Genomic DNA, 21,307 nt, shown 5'->3' on the forward strand with positions numbered 1-21,307 from the left:
CGCTGATGAAGGAAAAACTCGCCGCCGCCCTCGGCATCCAGCCCGATCAAGTCGGCGTCAAAGCCACCACCAACGAACGCATGGGCTTCGTCGGCAGAGAAGAAGGCATCGCCGCGATGGCCGTGGCTTGTGTGACGAAGTGAGGGAGATGACGAGATCAAGGATTACCCAGGCGCGATAATCGAGGAGCAAAACCTCACCAAGTCAGGCTGCTCCATGAGCTACGACCACTGCTTCAACCTCTCTGGAAATGGGCACTGCTCACAGGCGCTGTCGTCTTCGAGGCAGAAATCTTCATACAATTGCAGCAGCCCCTGCTGGTGATGAAGCTTCTTTTGAAACAGCGTTCCGCGCGGATTTTCACCGAAGAGACGGAGTGCAGCGCGGGTGACTTTTTGATTCTCCAGCATCGCGGGCAGTTCCAGATACTCGGCCCAGAGTCGCGTTCGCTCGGGCATGAGCAGCGGATAGGCGACGTTTGCCAGCATCTCCTGCACGCGGGTCTCGCCGACGAGTGCCAGCGGTCTCGCCGCAGGTTCGGCGAGCAAGGTGAAGTGAGTGGTCCAGAAATCATGCTTCAGGGCGAGCAGGCTTTCTTTCCACGCCGTCTGGCTCCAGCGCGTGGAGTCCATCAGCGGTGCCGAGATGGGCTCCCACTGCGCCAGCATCGCCGTCAGTGCACCGAGACGTCGCTGAGGATGGTTTCCCGGACGTGTGGCGGCGAGCTTCCAGCGCGGGAGCTGGGATGGGGAAAGCCAGCGGGCGCATTCTTCACGAAGCCGCCACCATTCCTGCCAGAGCTGGCGGAGGTAACTGCGGGTCTCGGGCAGTGTGTCCTCAAACTTCACGCTTTCCAGGAAGCCGCTGATGCCGAAGAGCAGCGCCTCCCGCGTGGCAGCGGGTAGTTTGCGCAGTCGCTTCACGGGAAGGCGTTGGCTGATCAGCAAAAATGGCGGCTGATTTTGCCGATATCCGAGCGCCTGGGCCAGAGCTTGATAGATCGTTTGTTCCCGGCCCTGCGCGGCGATGCTGCGATGCAGGCGGCGGGATTTCCGCTCCAGCCGATGCTGTGCCGCCGACTCCAGCAGGTCCTGCACGCGTGCCTCTTCCATCTCACTCAGCGGAGTGGCGCAGCGTCCGAGTCGCGCTGCGGCGAGACCGCGATTCGGACGCGCATCCGCGTCCATCATGCCGAGGTTCAGCAGCACCTGCGGCACTTCTTTGTGACCCACCGTGCGGGTGAAAAAGCGCTCCTCGGGTGTGTGCATGAAGAGGTGCAGCACGACGCGCGCGTAATCTGCATTGGCCCCATGCCCATGGTGCTCCCAGTCGCGCGCATCGGGGTCGAGTTCAATGTCTCCACGCATCGCCTGACCATCCACCTCAATCACGCAGTCATTGAAGTCCGGCCCTGCCCCCGAGTTCCAGATGCCGAAATCCACCACGCGCACAGCTTTCCCCTCTGAGCTGGTAAACTCCCGCCCAAACGCCCCGGCAAACCACAGGCTCTGGAGATCCAGCTCGCCCATGGGCTCAGCCATGCCGGGGAGCGCTGCCGATGATTCCTCCACACCCGAAAACACAAAGTCACGGAAGCGCGAGTAACGATCAGCAAGCGGCAGGGCGGTAAGGCTCATGGGGAGGTTCTGATCTCGCCGTTCCCAGGCATGAGAGAAGCGGCAGACATGGTGTGGAGAGTAAATGGGCGCGCTGACTTCGCAATCCTGTGTTGGAGTGTCGCCTGAGATCGGAAGCGACCTTTTTCACCTTGTCAGACAGATGCCGTTTTCATTACTCTTCGCCAATATGATTCCAACCATCACTCGCCTCCTTTTGGCTGCTTTGATTCTGCCTGCCATGTTCGTTCAGGCCCAGCAGGAGGCTTTTCGTGTCTGGAAAAGCACGGATGGTCGGGAGGTGGAGGCTTCTTTTCTTGGGCTCGAAGGTGTCAGCGTAAAGATCAAAGGCCGAAACGGAGCCATCTTTTCCGTGCCTCTGGAGCGGCTCTCGGCTGAAGATCAAGCCTGGGCAAAAGCGCAGACCGCCAGCGCGACGACACCGAGCGCTGCGCCCAATACCTCGGAATCTCCCACTGCCGAAACGACCTGGCCGAAGAGCGTGTCCATCGCAGACAAGCCGGAGATCATCGTCGTGAAGGAGGACGAGAAGGAGAAGAAATACATCTACCGCTCCCCGCATTATGAATTCGAGTGTGACTCCAAGCTGGGGGCGAATGTGGTGCGCGAGTTCGGGCGCTTGTTTGAAGCCACTTACCTCCTGAACTGCAAACTGCCTCTCGACATCAAACCCAAGCCAGAACCTCTGCGCGAATTCTTCCTGGCGAAGCTGTACACGAATGAAGAGGACTACATGAAGTCGGGCGGCGTTCCCGGATCAGCCGGGGTCTATCAGCGCGGGCAAAAAGCCCTCTCCGTGCCGCTGAAAAGCCTGGGCGTGAAGATGGTCGGCAGCCGCGTGAGCCTGGACAAAGCGGATGACAAAGCCAACGCCACCCTCATCCACGAGATCACCCACCAGATGATGAATCACTGGCTCGCGAAGCTGCCCGTGTGGTTCATCGAAGGAAGCGCCGACTACACCGAGCTGCCGGAGTACTTCCCAACAGGAAGGTTTGCCTGGACAGGCATTAGGAAGCGGCTCACCGACTTCGCCCGCCAAAAGAATCTTTATGAGCCGGGCCCCTTCAAGATGCTGGATCTCCAGGAACTCATGGAGATCAAAGGTGGCGCGTGGGCGGCTGCGCTGACCCTGAAAGTGAAGGCACCCAACGTGAGCGGTGGAGAAGCGAATCAATCCAGCCAGAACTACGGCTCCGCAGCCCTGCTGACCTATTACTTCTACCATCACGATGACAAAGGTGACGCCGCGAATATCATCGCCTGGCTGCGGGATCTGGAAATCGTTGAGCGCGGCTTTGATGCCAAGGCGCTCATCGAAAAGCACCTCATGCGCGGTCGCAGCTACGCCCAGCTCGCCGACGATGTGAAGAAGGGCCTGAACAAAGCCGGAGTGGATGTGGAATTCGACCCGCCCGGCAAGAACCCGGCGACATCGGACTCGAACTGAGGCGGAGAGTATGATGTCGCAGCCTTGACCCTGGCTCCGCTACTCGCCACGCTCGCATCGAATGTCCAAACGTCTCTTCCTCCTCGATGGCATGGCGCTGCTGTATCGCGCACACTTTGCCTTCATCAAGAATCCCATCCGCACCAGCGATGGGGTGAACACATCCGCGCTCTACGGCTTTGCGAACACGCTGCTGGACATCATCGGCAATCAACAACCCACGCATCTCGCCGTGGTGCTGGACACCTCGGCACCCACACCGCGTCATGAGATTTTCCCGGATTATAAAGCGCAGCGTGAGGAGATGCCGGAGGACATCTCCACGGCCATTCCGCTGATTCATCGACTCTGCGCGGCGATGAACATCCCGCTGATCACGAAGGATGGCCTGGAGGCGGATGACATCATCGGCATCCTCGCGAAACGGGCGGAGAAGGAAGGCTTTGAAGAGACCTTCATGGTCACGCCGGACAAGGACTTCGGGCAGCTCGTCTCTGACAAGATCAAGATCTACAAACCCGGCCGTCAGGGCAACGAGGTGGAGATCCTAGGCGTGAAGGAAATCTGCGAGCGTTGGGGCATCGAGCGGCCTGAGCAGGTGATCGATATCCTCGGGCTTATGGGCGACGCGGTGGATAACATCCCAGGCATCCCCGGCTTCGGCGAAAAGACCGCCACGAGCCTCATTCAGCAATTTGGCAGTGTGGAGAATCTCATCGCCAATGTGGCGCAGCTCAAAGGCAAGCAGAAGGAGAAGGTGGAGCAGCACGCGGACAAAGCGCTGCTCTCCAAACAGCTCGCCACCATCTTCACCGACCTGCCCGTCGATGTCGCGCTGGATGATCTGGAGCAGAAGGGGCACGACACGCCCGATCTCAAGGCGCTCTTCACCGAGTTCGAGTTCAATGCGCTTGGCCGTCGTGTCTTTGGCGATGAGTTCAAAGCCGGACGTGGACGCATGTTGGCGAAGGAAGACAAGACTGCACCTGCGAGCGGTGATGACCTCTTTGGCGCAGCGCCAGCCGCACCACAGCTGCGCACCATCGCCGATACCGAGCATCAGTATCACCTCGTGCGCACTGCCGAAGAGCGCACCAGTCTCATCTCTGAACTCAACAAGCTGGAGCGCTACTGCTTTGACCTCGAAACGACCGGGCTCGACCCACGCGACACCGAAATCGTGGGCATCGCCTTTTCGTGGAAAGCGGGGGAAGGCTACTTTGTCTTCTTCCCACGAGACAAAGCCGAAGCGAAGGCCGTGCTGGAGGAGTTCCGCGAAGTCCTCATGCGTGATGGCATCGAGAAGATCGGGCACAACCTCAAGTTCGACCTCAGCGTGCTGCTCGCGCATGGCATTGAGGTCACTGGGCCGTATTTCGACACGATGCTCGCCCACTCGCTCATCGAGCCAGATCAGCGTCACGGGATGGATTTTCTCTCGGAGACTTACCTGAGCTACACGCCGGTTCCGATTTCAGCGCTGATCAACACGGAGAAAGAAAAAGACCTCTTCAGCCCGCAAAGTATGGCCGATGTGGCGGCTGCTGATCCGCAAAAGATCGCCGACTACGCTGCCGAAGATGCCGATGTGACCTGGCAGCTCGCGGAGAAGCTGCGCCCATTGCTGCCTGAGCATGGAGCCGAGCGCGTGTTTTATGAGATCGAGTGCCCGCTGCTCCCCGTACTCACTCGCATGGAGCATCTCGGCGTGAAGATCGATGTCTCCGCGCTCTTCGAGTTCGGCATTCAGCTCGAAAAACGCGCGAACGAAATGCACAAGCGCATCCAGGAGATGGCAGGGGGACCTTTCAATCTGAACAGCCCGAAGCAGCTCGGCGAGGTGCTCTTTGAGAAACTGCGCCTGATCGAGAAGCCGAAGAAAACCGCTACCGGCCAATACCAGACCAACGAGCAGGTGTTGCAATCGCTGATGGGCACGCACCCGATCATCGCAGACATCCTAGAGTATCGCGAAGTCACGAAGCTGAAGAACACCTATGTCGATGCCTTGCCCGAGACGGTCTCGCGCGTCGATGGCCGTGTACACACGACCTTCCACCAGCTCATGGCGGCGACTGGACGCATGGCTTCGAGCAATCCGAACCTGCAAAACATCCCCATCCGATCCGACAGCGGCAAAGAGATCCGCAAAGCCTTCGTGTCCGGTGAGCCTGGCTGGGTGCTGATGAGCGCGGACTACAGCCAGGTGGAGCTGCGCGTGATGGCCGCGCTGAGTGAAGATCCCGCGATGATCGAGGCCTTCCAGAACGGCCAGGACATCCACCAAGCCACAGCGGCGAAGGTTTATGGCGTGCCGCTGGATGGTGTGCTGCCAGAGATGCGCCGCACGGCGAAGATGGTGAATTTTGGCATCATCTACGGCATCAGCGCGTTTGGTTTGTCCCAAAGGCTCGGCATCCCGCGTGGTGAAGCGGCGACGATCATCGAGAACTACTTCAAGCAGTTCCCCGGCGTGCATCGCTACATGGAAAAGATCGTCCAGGACGCGAAGAAGTATGGCTATGTGGAGACGATCACGGGGCGCCGCCGCGTGATCCGAGACATCGGCAGTGCCAATGCCACCATCCGTGGCGGAGCCGAGCGCATGGCGATGAACACGCCGATCCAGGGCACGGCAGCGGACATGATCAAGCTGGCGATGATCAACATTGCCCGGGAACTTGAGCGTACGGGTTTGAAGACACGCATGCTGCTTCAGGTGCATGATGAATTGCTCTTTGAAGTGCCTGAAAACGAAATGGATCAGGCACGCACACTCGTTCTAAATGAAATGCGCAATGCCCTCACGCTTGGCGATGTGCCCGTCGAAGTCGAGGCTGGCACAGGCACGAACTGGCTGGAGGCCCACTGATCATGAATGCTATTTTGATTCAAACGGACGGACGCGCTGTGGTGATCCATGGGGAGTTCTCCGGTGAGCTCACCACCATCGCCGTGCTGACTCAGGCGGCGATTTCCGCCTTGGATGCAGCATCAGGAGTGGTGAACACCGCCGTGCAGTGTCATCAGGATTCTTCCTGCATCACACTCCTCAGGCACGACGATGGCGCGTGGCTGCGTGTGGAGCATGAGCGTGGGCTGAGTGTCGAGCAGATCATCCACTGGGCGGAGTCACTTCCGTCACCACCTGCCACTGTCACCACAACTCCATCGGCTCGGGCTACCAGCCTGGCCGATGCCATGAATGTGCGGCTTTGATCGGGGGGCATCAGCCCTCGGCTTCTGAAGCGGTGAGATCGCGGTGATAGAAGACCTTGATGTATTTCATGCCCTTCTTGTCATCGTAGCCCCGCTCCAGCATCGGATCACTTTCACCCGTTCCAGGTTTGACGTGGATCTCCACGCCGGTGTCCAGCTTCAGCACGGCGCTGATGCGTTTTTTGGCCTTGGTGACGTCCTTCTTTGAGATTTCAAAGCTCGTCTCCAGCGGCTGGCCCTGATCCACTTCAGCACGTGCGCGATGTTCATTAAACTTTTCCACCGCTTCCGGTGTCTTGAGCACAGCCTGCTCGAAGTCCTGGAGCTCGAAGCGCTCGCGATCCTCGAAGTAATCCAGCGCGTCACGAGCGGCTTGTGCGGTTTCCCAGGGCGGAGATTCTTCATCCGATGGGCGATTTTCTTCGAGGAATGACACTGCCATCTTCGCATACGCATTCGTCAGGAACGCGGAGTCCGGCACGGCCTCGACTCCGAGGAAGTCGCGCGACCAGAAGCGCGCATCCGAACCCGCGCGGTCAAAGGTGAGGACGTAGTAGCCCTTGTTTGGCCAGTGATCGACGATCAGGCAGCCTTTGTCGATCTTCTCAGGATGAATGCCTTCGATCGTCGTGATCTCCAAGTCGCCATCTCGCGCCGTGATGGTCAGGAAGGGCGTGACGCTTTCTGATTTCAAAATGCAGATGCCCTGCACCAGCTCGCCGTCGATGTGGATCTCTTTGATGTGGACGATGCAGAGGTCGCCCGATTTGATGTTCGGATGGTTCGACTTCGCGTAGAGCCGCTGGGCGATCTCTGATCCGCGTTTTAGCAGACCTGAGGGATCGGCAAAAATCGCCTTGGCACAGATATTCATCTCATGCTGTTCCAGCGAGGCATGATGCGTGAATCGGTGCGCGATTAGGTTCTTGAACGGCTTCAAAAAGATGGCCGTGAGCTTTTCCTGGTCCTCTTCCGGGATGTGATGCACCGCCCGCGAGGTTTGCAAAGGCTCGCCACGCTGCGCATGGCCGATCTTGGCAAGCATGAGACGAGTGGCGGAGGCGGTGTCGAGGCGAAGTTTGACGGACATAGAATGGGCGGGCGCTGCGGTAGAAGGCTCACGCTTCGCGTCAAGGGGTATCACGGTATGGAAAAGAAAACGGCTCCAATCCGTCGCCGGATTGGAGCCGTGAATGCCAATGTCTTGGAGACTTTTAAGCCAGCAGCGCCTTCACAACCTTCGCGGGGTTCACTCCGATAAGCTTGGCGTCGAGACCCTGGAATTTGTAGCTGAAGCGGTCGGCGTGGAAGCCGAGTTGGTGCAGCACGGTGGCGTGGAAGTCGCTGATGTGGAGCGGGTCTTTGACGATGTTGTAGCTGAAGTCATCCGTCTCGCCGTAGATCTGACCGCCGCGTGTGCCACCACCGGCCATCCACATGCTAAAGCAGCGTGGGTGATGATCGCGACCGTAGTTTTCTTTGGTGAGGCCGCCTTGGCTGTAGATGGTGCGGCCGAATTCGCCGCCCCAGATGATGAGGGTGTCGTCAAACATGCCGCGCTGCTTGAGATCCTGAATGAGGGCGTGGCAGGGCTGATCGACGTCTTTGCACTGGCTGGGCATGCGTCCGCCGACATTGGAGTGATGATCCCAGTTGTTGTGGTAGATCTGGATGAAGCGCACGCCACGTTCGGCGAGTCGGCGGGCCATGAGCACGCTGTTGGCAAAGCTGCCGGGCTTCTTCGCTTCTTCGCCGTAGAGTTTGTAGATGTGATCGGGCTCCTTGGTGATGTCGGTGAGTTCCGGCACGCTGGCCTGCATGCGGAAGGCCATTTCGTATTGCTGGATGCGCGTGTGCGTTTCGGGATCGCCGACTTCCTGGTAGTTGATCTCGTTGAGGGCGTTCAGGCCTTCGATGGTGCGCTTGCGCACACTGTCCGGCACGCCAGGAGGATTGTTGATGTAGAGAATGGGATCGCCTTTGCTGCGGAAGCTCACGCCCGCGTGTTCGCCGGGCAGATAACCACTGGACCACAAGCGCGAGGAGATGGCCTGCTCCTGCTCGCGATTGCTCGGCGTGGCGATGAGCACCACGAAGGTGGGCAGGTTCTCGTTCATCGAGCCGAGGCCGTAAGAAGCCCAGGAACCAAGGCAGGGACGCCCGCCGATCTGGTTGCCCGTCTGCATGGCGCAGATGGCGGGCTCGTGATTGATGGCCTCCGTGTGCAGCGAGCGCATCCAGCAGATGTCATCGGCGTTCTTGGCGAGGTTTGGCAGCAACTGCGTGTTCATCATCATGCCGCACTGACCCGCCGCACTGAACTGATACTTCGACGGCGCGATGGGGAAACGTGCCTGCCCGCTGGTCATCGTGGTGAGTCGCTGACCATTGCGGATGCTCTCCGGCAGGTCTTTATCGTAATAGGCCTGCATCTGCGGTTTGTAGTCGAACAAATCCATCTGCGCCGGTCCGCCGACCATGTGGAGATAGATCACGCGCTTGGCCTTTGGCGGAAACTGAGGGCCTTGAGCGCGTGCATTCGAAGCATTGGCCAAGGATTCGCCAAACAGCGAAGCCAGCGCCGCACCACCGAGCACGTTTTTACCACGAGCGAAGAGCTGACGACGGGTTTGATAGGTGTTCCATTCTTGGAGGATGTTCATGGCGGTCGGATTATTTATTGAGGACTTCGTCCAGGTTCATGAGTTGATTCGTGAGCATCGTCCACGCCGCGAGTTCGGCTTTAGGGAGCTTCGCATCGACAGTGGATTCGCCGACTTTGAGGAGGGCTTCGGTGTCGGCGGCGTTGGCGGTGTAGTGCTTGCGGAGGTCGGCGAGGCTGGCGGTGAGAATGGGCTGTTCTTTGGCTTTCAGAGGGCGGCAAAGCACGCGTTCGGCGAGGTAGGCGAGCGCTTTGGCGTCATCGTTGCAGCCGCAGGCGATAGCTTTTTGCGCGAGGTTGCGGGCGGCTTCGATGAACTGGGGATCGTTCATGGTGACGAGGGCTTGCAACGGGGTGTTGGTGCGGTCACGGCGGACGCAGCTGACTTCGCGGCTGGGGGCGTTGAAGATGTCCATGTTCGGGGAAGGGGACATGCGCTTCCAGAAGTTGTAGAGCGTGCGGCGGTAGAGGTTTTCGCCGTTGTCCTGCTTGTACTTCTCGGTGCCGAGACCGACGACTTCCCAGATGTTTTCGGGCTGATAAGGCATGGTGCCGGGGCCACCCATGCGAGGTGAAAGGGTGCCGCTGGCGGCGAGCGCGTAGTCGCGGATCATTTCGGCATCCATGCGGAAACGTGGGCCACGGCTGAGGAGCGAGTTATCGCGATCTTTTTCGATCTTCTCGGGCGTGATGAGCGCGGCCTGACGGTAGGTGGCGGAGGTGAGGAGCATCTTGTAGAAGCGCTTCACATCCCAGCCGCTCTCGCGGAACTCCACGGCGAGCCAGTCGAGCAATTCAGGATGCGTGGGAGCGCTGCCCATGATGCCGAAGTCGTCGCTGGTCTTCACGATGCCTGCGCCGAAAAGCTCCTGCCAGAAGCGATTTACAGTGACACGAGCGGTGAGCGGATTTTTGGCATCCACCAGCCATTGCGCGAGACCGAGGCGGTTCTTCGGAGCATCGGGAGCCAGTTTGCCGAGCGCGACAGGCACCGCAGCATCGACCTGCTCGCCGACTTTGTCATAGGCTCCACGCATGAGGATGTTCGCCATCGGTTTGGTGTCCATCTTCTCTTCCTGGATGTGGGTGATGGGGCTGCGGGCCTTGATGGCTTCCTTCTCGGCGGTGAGCTTGTTGGTTTGGGCTGATGCGGTCTGATAAGCCTTGTCGCGGGTGGAGAGGTAGTGATCGAAAAGCGCCTCGCGGTTTTTGGGATGGATCTTTTTGGCTCCGACGAACTGCTGAAGCGGCACCACCTTGGCAAGCGTCTGAACTTCCGTCGCGGTGAGCTGGCGGTCATAGAGCCGGATGTCTTGAACGCCGCCTTCACGAAGGGGGGTGGAACTGCGTTGGCCGATTTTGGTCGGTGTGCTGGTGACAATGCTTCCCTTCAGCGAGGCCGCATCCGTCTTCACCGGAGTTTCCACGCCATCCACATAGATGCGGAGTCCACCAACCTTTCCTTTGCCATCATAAGTGACGAAGAGGTGCTGCCAGACACCGGCACGAAGCGCAGGCTTGGCGGTGGACACTTTCAAGGCGTCGCCGGGCCACTTGCTGATGATGTGGACGCTCAGTTTGTTCGCCGCCTGCATGATGTCCCAGCCACGGAAGCCGTTTTTCTCATCCATGCGGGCGAGGATGCTGCCGCTCTGCGTCACATTGCCTGCGCGGAACCAGAGGCCATAACTGAAGGGCTTGTCCTTCTCGAAATTCCCCACATCACCGAGGTCAAAATTGCTGCCGGGTTTGATCTCAGGTGCTGGGCCGAGTTTGCCATCCGGTTTCCAGGTGATGGCACCCGCAGATTTGAAGGTCTTCGCGTTCTTTGTCTCGCCACAGGTGGCAGCGACCTCCTGGCCTTTGCCTTCGTTCAGCGGGATGTGGGCGATGATGCCCTTCGTCGGAATATCAGCGGCCAGATCCGCTGGCTTGGCGGAGGCAAACCATGTCTCAAAAGACTTCGCCGCAGCGGTGCGTGCTTCGTTTTGTAGCTTCTGTGAAGCAGCGATCTCGGCAGGTAGGGCCGTCCAGCGTGGGCGATCTTTCTCCGTTGGCAGCACGAGAATGGGGCCGAGGCCGTCCTTCACGTTGCCGTCCTTGGCCTTCTGCGTCGTGTTGCGGAAGAACGCGGCCATCGAGTAGTAGTCGCGCTGCGTGATGGGGTCGAACTTGTGATCGTGGCACTGCGAGCAATTCGTGGTGAGGCCGAAATAGACCCAGCCCATCGTCTGCACGCGGTCCGCCGCGTAGTTGGCGAGATTTTCTTCATCAATCGTTCCGCCTTCATTCGTGGTGATGTTGCAGCGCTGGAAGCCTGTGGCGACGAGTTGGTCTTCGGTCGGCTTTGGCAGCAAATCGCCCGCGATTTGCTCGATGGTGAACTGATCGAAAGGCTGGTTGCGATTGAAGGCCTTCACCACCCAGTCGCGGTAGGGCCACATCTCGCGTGGTTTATCAAAATGCAGGCCGTGTGAGTCGCCGTAGCGCGCGGCGTCCAGCCAGTAGCGGGCGCGGTGCTCGCCATAGGCGGGGGATTTCATGAGCTCATCGACGAGCTGGCCGACCTGTGCGTCCGTCAGATGTTTCGGACTGGTCTGGGTCGTCGGACAGAAGCGAGCGAGAAGCTCCGGAGAAGGCGGCAAGCCGGTCACATCGAGCGAAATGCGCCGCACGAGCGCGTGTGCCTCGGCCTCGGGCGCGGGCTTCAGCCCTGCAGTTTCCAGCTTGGAGAGTACAAAACGATCCACCGGAGACTTCACCCAAGCTTTGTCTTTCACCGTAGGCTCAGCACTACGTTGAGGCTGGATCAGCGACCAGTGCGGCTGCCAGGGAGCACCTTGGGCGATCCACTCTTTGATCAATGCGATCTGTGCGGGCTTCAGCTCCTTGTGAGCTTCTGGCGGTGGCATGACTTCGTCCTCGTCGGTGGATAGCAGACGCTGAAACAGGCTGCTCTTTTCCGGTTGGCCTTTGATCACCGTCGGTGTTTCGCCTTTTTTGGCGGTGAAGAAGCCAGCTTCCGTGTCGAGACGCAGGCCCGCTTTGCGCGTTCCTGGATCAGGCCCGTGGCAATGGAAACAAGCGTCCGCGAGGAGTGGGCGAATGTCTTTGTTAAAGCCGATCGGATTCGTGGCTGCCCCAAAAAGGCTGCTCGCGGCCATTAGGCCAAATGTGACGTGGATGCGTATCATGGTAATCGTGTCGGGTTACGGAATCGGGCCAGAAAAACTTACGTTCGCTTTCAAATCTTCCCTCATGGGAGACGGTCAGTCATCAAGAATGGCACAGCATTTCTCAAAGGAAGCCCGGTTCTGCAGATTCCTGATTTCGACGGCTTGACCTCAGGGGCAGACACCTGATGGTCGCAGTCCAGCCATGCATCTCAGCCACTTCCTCATTCTTGCCTCCCTTTCCGCATCAACCGCTCTTGCTGCCGACCTGCCGAAGATCCCAGCCAACTCCATCGCCGCGAAGAAGGAATTGCTGTTCTCCGATGACTTCCAGGGCACAGAGCCTGCCAAGGTCTGGCACAAAGTCGTGCCCACTTTTGCAGTTGAAAATGCCACGCTGAAAGGCACGCAGACTCGTGACAAGGATGTGCCCAGCGCCGATGGAAAGTCTGTCAGTAAAGCCCACGCTGCCGTGCATGGACTGGAAATCCCGACGAAGGACAGCGTCGTCGAATGCCGCATCAAGTTCGAAGGCGCGACGATGATCGATGTGGAGTTTGACGACCGCAAATACACGGGCGCTCACTACGGCCATCTCTGCCGTGCGCAGGTGCGACTGAATGGCGTGACGATCATCGACGAGCGTGATGGCGGCATGAGAAATGACATCCGCGAAATGCGTCAGGACCCGACAAAGAAGGACGAAGTGGCGAAGCTGCTGAAGGGCCGCCAGATCACCTATCCGGCGAAGCTGGAGACGGGGAAATGGTACACGCTGGTCGTGGAAACCGTGGGCGAGGAAATGCGTGTGACGATCGACGGCAAGCCTGCGGCCTACCTGAAGTCCTCCGGCATCGCTCATGCAACGAAGTCGAAGATCGAACTCGGTGTGGCGGGTAAAGACGGCTTCTTCGACGACATCAAAGTCTGGAATGCCGAGCCTGCGAAATAGCAGCCGCAGCGTCAGTACAGCTCAACGGGAGAGCGCTTGCCGTCTTCGACACTGAGGTTCTTCGCGGCTTCCTCACCGAGCGTGGCGACGCGGAGATCCCAGATGTCTCGATTGATGGCGGCGAAGCGTTCGAGGCTGAACTGGTCAGGCTTCACGAGGCGCTTCTTCGTTTTCTCGATTCGCATGAGCGCGTCATGCAGGACGGGATGCTCCACGCCTTCGAGGTGCTGCCGCGCCAGCTCCACCATCTCGATGCGGTGGCAGATCATGACGAGATCATTGCCCGCGCGTACGGCTTCCTGGATGGCCTGTTCAAAAGTGACTTCATTTAATATGGCACCCATGTCGAGGTCATCCGTCATTGCCAGACCTTCGAAGCCGAGCTGATCACGCAGGAGCTTCGTGCAGATGTTGTGACTGAGGCTGGCAGGCCAGCGTCCACGATCTGGATCGTAGGCGGTGTAGTTGCTGTGGCAGGTCATCACGCTGTCGAGTTCTGGAAGCAGTGCGGTGTAGGGCATGAGCTCGCTCATCTCCATCTCGGAGCGGCTTTTGGAGATCACAGGCAGGAACTCATGGGGATCGCATTCAGCGGGGCCGTAGCCGGGGAAATGCTTGGCGCAGCTGAGGATGCCTTCCTTGCGCATGGCACGGTTAAAGAGGCCAGCATTGGTGATGACCTGCTGCGGATCTTTTCCCCAGCAACGGCCTTTGAGAGAGTTGTCCGCCGCATCGTCGTAGCTGATGTCCAGCACGGGGCAGAGATCGAGATTGAAGCCAAAGAGGCGCAAAACTTGGCCAGTGAGCTTGCCGTGCTTTTTGATCAGCTCGGGATCACCCTTGTCACGCAGCGCCTGGGCGTTTGGGGGTTCTTCGCCGATCAATCGGAGGCGCGAAACACGGCCGCCTTCCTGGTCGATGGTAATGAATGGCTCAATGTCCGAGATGTCGCGCAGGTCGTCGATGAGTTTCCTCAGCTGCTCAGGGGACTTGATGTTCCGGCCAAAGAGGATGAAGCCACCGGGCTGGAGTTTCTTGAAGCGGGCGGCTGTGTCAGAGTCGAGTTCAGGACCGGGGACGCCGGTGAGGAGGAGTTGGCCGAGGGACATGGTGGAGAGGTCGCGGAAAGGGGAAAGTGTGACGCAGGGGGGAAGAGAAATCTTGTCTATCGCAATCAAAGCCAAGAGACTTCTGCCCCTCAACGTTTCTTTTCGCCATGCGCCTGCTTTCTCTCCCCATCCTCCTCTCGACATCCCTGATTTCTGCCATGGTTGTCGCTCAGGTTCCTGCGCCAAAGCCTGACCCCAAGCCTGCACCCGCACCTGCCAAACCTGAATCGAAGCCTGAGAAAAAGCCAGATCCGTCGCCACAGCCCGAGCCAGTGAGGCCTGATCCTGGCAAGCCAGCCCCAGCACCGACGCCTGCCAAGGTGGAGGTCAAGCAAGCCACCACAAATCCTACGGTGCCAGCCGCTGCCAGCATGGTAACGAAGCCCGCGGAAAAAAAGAAGACCGTCGCCGAAGTGACCAAGGGGCATCAGCAGGTGCGCGGTCTGTTTGACCTCTTCCTGGATCGTGAGAAGGGCACCGTGCATCTTTACATCAAGAAGGAGCAACTCGGACCTGAGTTCATTTACTTCACTCACACGACGGACGGTGTCGTCCAGGCGGGGCATAATCGCGGCTCGTACGGCACTGAGGTCATCTTCCGCATCGCCAAGGTTTTTGAGCGGGTGGAGTTTGTAGCGGAGAACACATCCTTCTATTTTGATCCCCAGAGCGCGCTGGCACGTGCCAAACAGGCGAACATCTCGCACGCCATTCTCGCCAGCGAGTCCATCGTGGCCGAAGACTCTGGCGGCATCTTGATCGCCGCAGGGAATCTCTTTCTCAAAGAGAGTCTCGTGATGGTGAAGCGTCCCGGTGGAGATGCGAGCAAGTCGGTACTCGGCAAGCTGAGCGAGACGAAGACGAAATTCACCACACTGCGCGGCTACCCAGACAATACCGTCATCGGGGTGGAGTATGTCTTTGAGAATCCCTCCCCTACCTGGGCCAGTGACAGCAAGGCGGAGGCGGATGAAGTCACCGATGCGCGCTACGTGAGCATCAAGGTGCAGCACAGCCTGATCAAGCTGCCCGAGAATGACTTCAAGCCGCGCTACGATGATCCGCGCATCGGTTACTTCGGCACGCAGGTCACGGACATGACCAGCATAGACGCCACGCCTTATCGCGACGTGATCCACCGCTGGCATTTGGCGAAGCAGAAGCCCGGCACCAAGTTGAGCGAGCCTGTGGCACCCATCACTTTCTGGATCGAAAACACCACGCCCGTGGAGCTGCGTGATCTCATCCGCGATGCCACGCTGCGCTGGAATCAGGCCTTTGAAACCGCAGGCTTCAAGGACGCCATCGTGGTAAAGCAGCAGCCTGACAACGCCACCTGGGACGCCGGGGACATCAACTACAACGTCCTGCGCTGGACCTCGTCTCCGAATCCTCCGTTTGGCGGTTACGGGCCGAGCTTTGTGAACCCGCGTACGGGTCAGATCCTGGGAGCGGACATCATGCTAGAGTTCAGCTTTCTCACGAATCGTCTGCGCAGCCAGCGTGTGTTCATGGAGTTGGGGCTCGCGTCCCCACAGGATGAGAAAGAGGATGCTTTCAGTGATCCACGCCGCTTCTGCCAGGAGGCGGGCTTTGCCCAGCAAGGGCTGATGTTTGGGCAGACGGCGCTGCAGCTCAATGATGCCTCGCTCCCTGACATGAAGGCGATGACGAATGAGGCCCTCACGAAGCTCATCCTTCACGAAGTCGGGCACACGCTCGGTCTGAACCACAACTTCCGTGCCAGTCATCTGTATGATGCCACCGCCATTCATAAAAAGGAGATCACCGCGAAGACTGGACTCACGGGATCGGTCATGGATTACATGCCGGCGAACATCGCCCCGCTAAACACGCCGCAGGGTGAGTTTTACATCACAAAGCCCGGACCGTATGACCACTGGGTCATCGACTATGGCTACAGTGAAGCATTGGAAGATCCGAAGAAGGAAGAGCAGCGTCTGCAAAAGATCGCCTCCCGCTCGCATGAGCCAGCCTTGGCCTTCGGCAATGATGCGGACGACATGCGCAAAGCTGGGAAGGGAATCGATCCACGCGCGATGATCTACGACATGAGCAGTGATCCCGTCACCTACGGCACCCAGCGCTGTGAACTCGTGAATGCCAAGCTCACGGATCTGCTGAAGAAAGCCTCCGTGAAGGGAGAAAGCTGGCAGCCTTTGCTGGCAGCCTATCTGACGCTCTCGCGCGAAAGTGCGGATGCCGTGGTCGCCATGAGCCGATACGTCGGAGGTGTGCAGGTGGAGCGTGCCTTCGTCGGCCAGGGAGCGACACAGAAGCCCTACACTCCAGTGGCGAAGGATCGTCAGTTTGCTGCGCTCGATGGCATGAACAAGTATGCCTTTGCGCCCGGAGCCATGCAGCCTCCAGCGGAGTTGATCGCCCATCTCCAGCAACAACGGCGCGGGTTTGATTTCTTCAAAGAGGATGAGGCACCGAAACTGCATGACCGCATTGGCCAGGTGCAGAAGTCGCTGCTAGATCATCTTCTGCACGTGGAGACGCAGCGCCGCATACTCGACTCTGGCTTGTATGGAAACGAAGTGTCACTCGCACAGGTCATGCGTAAGATCACTCTCGGCATCTTCACGGGCGATCCCGCCTCCGGTCCTGATACGGTGCGCCAAAATCTGCAAAGCGAGTATGTGGACCGCCTGCTGCGCATCGTGAACAACAGTGCCTGGCTTCCGGCCGCGCAGGCTGTGGCCTTCGCCGAGGTCGAGTTTATGAAGTTCCAGATCGAGGGTCAGCCCGCTTTCAAGGGATCAGCGCACGCAAAGTTCCTCGGCTACAAGATCAAGCGTGGGTTGGAGGAGAAGTGATCGACGTTGCCTGGCTTATCAGGGCGTCCGAGTCAGAGTAAAAGAAAAAGCCCCTGCCAGCATTCACTGGCAGGGGCTTGATACTTTCTGGATTGAGGATCAGGCCTGAAGGGCTTCGTCCTCTTCTTCGACGATGGCTTGAGTGACAGCTTTTTCGGTCTCGACGAGGTCGAAATTGCGGTTCTTGATGAAGCCAGTGCCGGCAGGGATGAGGTGACCCATGATGACGTTTTCCTTGAAGCCACGGAGCAAGTCAGACTTGGCCAGCGTGGCGGCCTCAGTGAGAACGCGGGTGGTGTCTTGGAAGCTCGCGGCGGAGATGAAGGACTCGGTTTCGAGGGATGCCTTGGTGATACCCAGGAGGACGGGCTCAGCCTCGGCAGGCTTACCACCATCTTCGATGACGCGGGCATTTTCCTTCTCGAACGTGGTGCGGTCCACCTGATCTCCCCAGAGGAATTCAGTGTCACCAGTGTCGGTGACCTTCACCTTGCGGAGCATCTGGCGGATGATGATCTCGACGTGCTTGTCATTGATTTCCACGCCCTGGGCGCGATAAACTTCCTGCACTTCGTTGACCAGATGCTCGCGGAGCGCCTGAGGTCCAAGAATCTCAAGGATTTCATGCGGGACAACTGGACCGTCGGTGAGCTGATCACCTTTGGTGACAAGGTCACCATTGAAGACAAGGATGTGCTTCGAACGGGGGATGAGATGCTCTTCCTGCTGGCCGGTCTTCGGATCTGTGACCATGACGCGGCGTTTGCCTCGGACGAGACCACCGATTTCGACATTGCCGTCGATGCGGGCGATTTCGCAGGCGTCTTTGGGTTTACGAGCTTCGAAGAGCTCGGCCACACGCGGAAGACCACCGGTGATGTCCTTGGTTTTGGAAGCCTTACGTGGCGTCTTGGCAAGCGTGACACCGGCCTCGACCTTCTCGCCATTCTTCACGTTCAAGTGAGCTCCGGCGGGGACGGTGTAGCTGGCAAGGACTTCGTGGGTCTTCGAGTTGGTGACGACGATCTGCGGATGGAGATCTTCTTTGTGCTCGATGACGACGACTTCTTCGTTGCCGGTCTGCTCGTTCTTTTCCTTGGTGAAGGTGATGCCCGCGATCATGTCGCGGAACTCGATCTTACCAGCCTTCTCAGTGATGATCGGGATGTTATAAGGATCCCAGGTGGCAATCTGCTCACCTTTCTTCACGATGGCACCATCAGGCTTCGAGATGGCGGCACCGAGAACGAGTTTGTGGCTTTCCAGCTCGCGGCCGTCTTCATCCATGATGGAGATGACGCCGTTCTTGGTGAGGGCGATCCAGTTGCCTTCAGCGGTAGGCACGGCACGCATTTCAGCGTAGCGCAGGATACCGCCGTGTTTGAGGTTGATGAAGGGCTGCTTGAAGCTGCTCATGGCCGCACCACCGACGTGGAAGGTACGCATGGTGAGCTGGGTTCCGGGTTCACCAATCGACTGAGCGGCAACGATGCCGACGGCTTCGCCAACTTTGACCAAGCGGCTGGTGGCAAGGCTGAGGCCGTAACACATGGCGCAGCAACCGCGCTTGGCTTCGCAAGTGAGCACGGAGCGGATTTTGAGCTTCTCGACACCGAGTTTCGTCAGGTGCAGGGCTTCTTTCTCCAAGATCATCTGGTCCGCCGCGATGACGGTTTCCTTGGTAACTGGGTCATGGATGGTCTCGCAGCTCACGCGGCCATAGACGCGTGTCTTGAGATCAACCACTTCTTCGTCGCCCTGGTAGATGGAATTGAGCGTGATGCCGTTGGAGGTGCCGCAGTCTTCCTCGTGGACGATGACGTCCTGGGACACATCGACGAGTTTGCGCGTCATGTAGCCGGAGTCAGCGGTCTTCAGAGCCGTGTCAGCGAGGCCCTTACGAGCACCGTGAGTGGAGATGAAGTATTCGAGAACGCTCAGACCTTCGCGGAAGTTCGAGGTGATCGGACGCTCGATGATCTCACCGGATGGCTTGGCCATGAGGCCTCGCATACCGCCGAGCTGCTTGATCTGCGTACGGTTGCCTCGGGCACCGGAGGTGACCATGACGTAAAGTGGATTGTGCATCTTCTTGCCGTCGTTGTATTCCAGTGTGCGGAACACTTCGTCAGCGGTCTGATCACCTACCTGGGTCCAAATATCGACGATCTTCTGGTAGCGCTCACCATGGGTGATGAGACCGCGACGGTAGAGTTTTTCGACGTCTTCGATGTCTTTGTAAGCCTTTTCGAGAGCGGCTTTCTTCGTCAGCGGGATGGCCATGTCGGTGATACCGATGGAACAACCGGAGCGAGTGGCTTCGCGGAAGCCAAGGAGCTTCAGACGGTCGAGGCTGGCGACGGTTTCCTTCTGACCGACGGTCTGGAAGCAGCGCCAGATGATGTCAGAGATCTGCTTCTTGCCGACGGTGTTATTGTAGAAGCCGACGCGCTCAGGCCAGATTTCACTGAAGCGCACGCGACCAGCGGTAGTCTCAATGTAGGGCTTTGTGTTGTCGCCATAGATGCGCTTCTCCTTTTGGTAATCAGGATTGCGATAGCGAATTTTGTCGTTCACACCCAAGTTGCCTTCGGTGAGCGCGAACTCGACTTCGGCATGATCGTTGAAGATCGGCAGGCGCTCATTGCCTTCCTTTTTCTTGCCGTCGGGGCCGGGCATCTCACGCAGGTAGGTGAGGAAGTAGCAACCGAGAGGAATGTCCTGGGAAGGTGTGGTGATGGGCTTGCCACTGGCAGGGCTGAACAGATTGTTCGGCGCTAGCATGAGCAGGCGGGCTTCCATCTGAGCTTCGATGGAAAGTGGGACATGGACGGCCATTTGGTCACCATCGAAGTCAGCATTGTAAGCCGTACAAACGAGGGGGTGAACACGGATGGCCTCGCCTTCGATCAGCTTTGGTTCGAATGCTTGGATGGACAGACGATGGAGTGTCGGAGCGCGGTTCAGGAGAACCGGGTGCCCCTTGGTGACTTCATCCAGGATGTCCCACACTTCTGGTGTGCGGCGCTCGATCATCTTCTTGGCCGAGCGGACGGTGTGGACCAGACCCATCTCCTTCAAGCGGCGGATGATGAAAGGCTCGAACAGGACGAGCGCCATCTTCTTCGGAAGACCGCATTGGTTGAGATTGAGGTCAGGACCGATGACGATAACGGAACGACCGGAGTAATCGACGCGCTTGCCGAGAAGGTTCTGGCGGAAGCGTCCCGACTTGCCTTTGAGCATGTCGGAGAGAGATTTCAGCGGACGATTACCAGCACCGGTGACAGGGCGGCCATGGCGGCCGTTGTCGAACAAGGCGTCCACAGCTTCTTGAAGCATACGCTTCTCATTACGGATGATGACATCCGGCGTGCGAAGCTGAAGAAGATTCTTGAGACGGTTGTTACGATTGATGACGCGACGGTAAAGGTCGTTCAAGTCGGAGGTGGCAAAGCGGCCACCTTCGAGAGGAACGAGAGGGCGAAGATCAGGTGGGATGACTGGCAGAACCTCAAGGATCATTGCCTCTGGGCGGCTATGGCTCTCGGCGAAGCCCTGGCAGAGCTTGAGGCGTTTGGCGAGTTTCTTGCGGATTTGCTTCGAGCGCGTTTTGGTCATCGCCTCTTCGAGATCCTTGATAGCGTCAGTGAGATTGATCTGGCTGAAGATGTCGCGGATGGCCTCAGCACCCATGCCGACGCGGAAGGCATCAGCACCGTACTGTTCTTCGGCTTCACGAAGTTCGACTTCAGTCAGCAACTGGCCACGCATGAGCGGTGTGCTGCCGACATCGACGACCATGTAGTCTTCATAATAAATGACGCGCTCCAGCGAACGGGCGGTCATGTCGAGCATGAGGCCGATGCGGGAAGGCATGCATTTGTAGAACCAGATGTGGGTCACAGGCACGGCCAGTTCGATGTGGCCCATGCGCTCACGGCGCACGCGGGAGAGAGTCACTTCGACTCCACAACGGTCGCAGATGACGCCCTTGTGCTTGATGCGCTTGTATTTGCCGCAGGCACACTCCCAGTCACGGGTGGGCCCGAAGATACGTTCGCAGAACAGGCCGCCCTTTTCGGGTTTGAAGGTGCGGTAGTTGATAGTTTCGGGGTTCTTCACTTCCCCTGAGGACCAAGAGCGGATGCGATCCGCCGAAGCGATACAGATCGACACGAAGTCGAACTCCTCGCCATTGGTTTTTTCCCCGAAGATTTCTTTCAAGCTCAAATCAGCGCTCATAGTAATGGTGGTGCGTT

General features: G+C 58.5%; 12 protein-coding genes. 6 read left to right on the forward strand and 6 right to left on the reverse strand.

All coding sequences use genetic code 11. The features are described 5' to 3' along the window. Positions 1-143, forward strand: a 143-nt coding sequence (locus tag AC6FTP_RS14780) for a 2-C-methyl-D-erythritol 2,4-cyclodiphosphate synthase (RefSeq protein ID WP_497207706.1), incomplete at its 5' end; no start/stop codon positions are given. A 78-nt stretch (positions 144-221) separates the two neighbouring features. On the opposite strand, the gene AC6FTP_RS14785 is transcribed toward AC6FTP_RS14780, so the two are convergent. Next, complete coding sequence (locus AC6FTP_RS14785) at positions 222-1,637, reverse strand: DUF2851 family protein (RefSeq protein ID WP_497207690.1); 1,416 nt, start codon at positions 1,635-1,637, stop codon at positions 222-224. Positions 1,638-1,806: 169 nt separating this feature from the next. Here AC6FTP_RS14785 and AC6FTP_RS14790 point away from each other — a divergent pair, with 169 nt between their 5' ends. From AC6FTP_RS14790 to AC6FTP_RS14800, 3 genes are all read left to right on the forward strand, one after another. Continuing rightward, complete coding sequence (locus AC6FTP_RS14790; protein ID WP_497207691.1) at positions 1,807-3,087, forward strand: SHD1 domain-containing protein; 1,281 nt, start codon at positions 1,807-1,809, stop codon at positions 3,085-3,087. 61 nt (positions 3,088-3,148) lie between these two features. Then, entirely contained in the window at positions 3,149-5,959 is a 2,811-nt protein-coding gene (polA, locus tag AC6FTP_RS14795) for a DNA polymerase I (protein WP_497207692.1), read from the forward strand. A gap of 2 nt (positions 5,960-5,961) precedes the next feature. Beyond that, the gene (locus tag AC6FTP_RS14800) at positions 5,962-6,306 is read left to right on the forward strand and encodes a hypothetical protein (protein ID WP_497207693.1); all 345 of its coding nucleotides are present in this window, start codon (positions 5,962-5,964) and stop codon (positions 6,304-6,306) included. Positions 6,307-6,316: 10 nt separating this feature from the next. On the opposite strand, the gene AC6FTP_RS14805 is transcribed toward AC6FTP_RS14800, so the two are convergent. The 3 genes from AC6FTP_RS14805 to AC6FTP_RS14815 all read right to left on the reverse strand — a co-directional run bounded on the left by AC6FTP_RS14805 (position 6,317) and on the right by AC6FTP_RS14815 (position 12,162). After that, complete coding sequence (locus tag AC6FTP_RS14805) at positions 6,317-7,396, reverse strand: nucleoid-associated protein (protein ID WP_497207694.1); 1,080 nt, start codon at positions 7,394-7,396, stop codon at positions 6,317-6,319. Between the two features lie 124 nt (positions 7,397-7,520). Further along, the gene (locus tag AC6FTP_RS14810) at positions 7,521-8,969 is read right to left on the reverse strand and encodes a DUF1501 domain-containing protein (protein WP_497207695.1); all 1,449 of its coding nucleotides are present in this window, start codon (positions 8,967-8,969) and stop codon (positions 7,521-7,523) included. A gap of 10 nt (positions 8,970-8,979) precedes the next feature. Beyond that, positions 8,980-12,162: a DUF1553 domain-containing protein gene (locus AC6FTP_RS14815; RefSeq protein ID WP_497207696.1), complete on the reverse strand. Its 3,183-nt coding sequence runs from the start codon at positions 12,160-12,162 to the stop codon at positions 8,980-8,982. Positions 12,163-12,346: 184 nt separating this feature from the next. On the opposite strand from AC6FTP_RS14815, the gene AC6FTP_RS14820 reads away from it, so the two are divergent. Continuing rightward, a complete protein-coding gene (locus AC6FTP_RS14820; protein WP_497207697.1) occupies positions 12,347-13,093 on the forward strand; it encodes a hypothetical protein in 747 nt (248 codons plus the stop codon). A gap of 11 nt (positions 13,094-13,104) precedes the next feature. Here the strand turns inward: AC6FTP_RS14820 and AC6FTP_RS14825 are convergent, their stop codons facing one another. Continuing rightward, the gene (locus AC6FTP_RS14825) at positions 13,105-14,202 is read right to left on the reverse strand and encodes a glycoside hydrolase family 3 N-terminal domain-containing protein (protein WP_497207698.1); all 1,098 of its coding nucleotides are present in this window, start codon (positions 14,200-14,202) and stop codon (positions 13,105-13,107) included. Positions 14,203-14,309: 107 nt separating this feature from the next. Here AC6FTP_RS14825 and AC6FTP_RS14830 point away from each other — a divergent pair, with 107 nt between their 5' ends. Next, positions 14,310-17,045, forward strand: coding sequence for a zinc-dependent metalloprotease (locus AC6FTP_RS14830; protein WP_497207699.1), 2,736 nt, complete (start codon positions 14,310-14,312; stop codon positions 17,043-17,045). A 99-nt stretch (positions 17,046-17,144) separates the two neighbouring features. On the opposite strand, the gene rpoC is transcribed toward AC6FTP_RS14830, so the two are convergent. Next, positions 17,145-21,290, reverse strand: a complete 4,146-nt coding sequence (gene rpoC / locus AC6FTP_RS14835) for a DNA-directed RNA polymerase subunit beta' (protein WP_497207700.1) — start codon at positions 21,288-21,290, stop codon at positions 17,145-17,147. Positions 21,291-21,307 lie beyond the last annotated feature (17 nt).

The organism is Prosthecobacter sp., from assembly GCF_044378005.1.
GTDB lineage: Bacteria > Verrucomicrobiota > Verrucomicrobiia > Verrucomicrobiales > Verrucomicrobiaceae > Prosthecobacter.

What these genes read in the sequence shown, in the direction of transcription:
- AC6FTP_RS14805 (WP_497207694.1), bottom strand. Translation starts at nt 7,396, where the DNA reads ATGTCCGTCAAACTTCGCCTCGACACCGCCTCCGCCACTCGTCTCATG.
- AC6FTP_RS14790 (WP_497207691.1), top strand. Translation starts at nt 1,807, where the DNA reads ATGATTCCAACCATCACTCGCCTCCTTTTGGCTGCTTTGATTCTGCCT.
- AC6FTP_RS14810 (WP_497207695.1), bottom strand. Translation starts at nt 8,969, where the DNA reads ATGAACATCCTCCAAGAATGGAACACCTATCAAACCCGTCGTCAGCTC.
- AC6FTP_RS14825 (WP_497207698.1), bottom strand. Translation starts at nt 14,202, where the DNA reads ATGTCCCTCGGCCAACTCCTCCTCACCGGCGTCCCCGGTCCTGAACTC.
- polA (WP_497207692.1), top strand. Translation starts at nt 3,149, where the DNA reads ATGTCCAAACGTCTCTTCCTCCTCGATGGCATGGCGCTGCTGTATCGC.
- AC6FTP_RS14830 (WP_497207699.1), top strand. Translation starts at nt 14,310, where the DNA reads ATGCGCCTGCTTTCTCTCCCCATCCTCCTCTCGACATCCCTGATTTCT.
- AC6FTP_RS14815 (WP_497207696.1), bottom strand. Translation starts at nt 12,162, where the DNA reads ATGATACGCATCCACGTCACATTTGGCCTAATGGCCGCGAGCAGCCTT.
- AC6FTP_RS14785 (WP_497207690.1), bottom strand. Translation starts at nt 1,637, where the DNA reads ATGAGCCTTACCGCCCTGCCGCTTGCTGATCGTTACTCGCGCTTCCGT.
- AC6FTP_RS14820 (WP_497207697.1), top strand. Translation starts at nt 12,347, where the DNA reads ATGCATCTCAGCCACTTCCTCATTCTTGCCTCCCTTTCCGCATCAACC.
- AC6FTP_RS14800 (WP_497207693.1), top strand. Translation starts at nt 5,962, where the DNA reads ATGAATGCTATTTTGATTCAAACGGACGGACGCGCTGTGGTGATCCAT.
- rpoC (WP_497207700.1), bottom strand. Translation starts at nt 21,290, where the DNA reads ATGAGCGCTGATTTGAGCTTGAAAGAAATCTTCGGGGAAAAAACCAAT.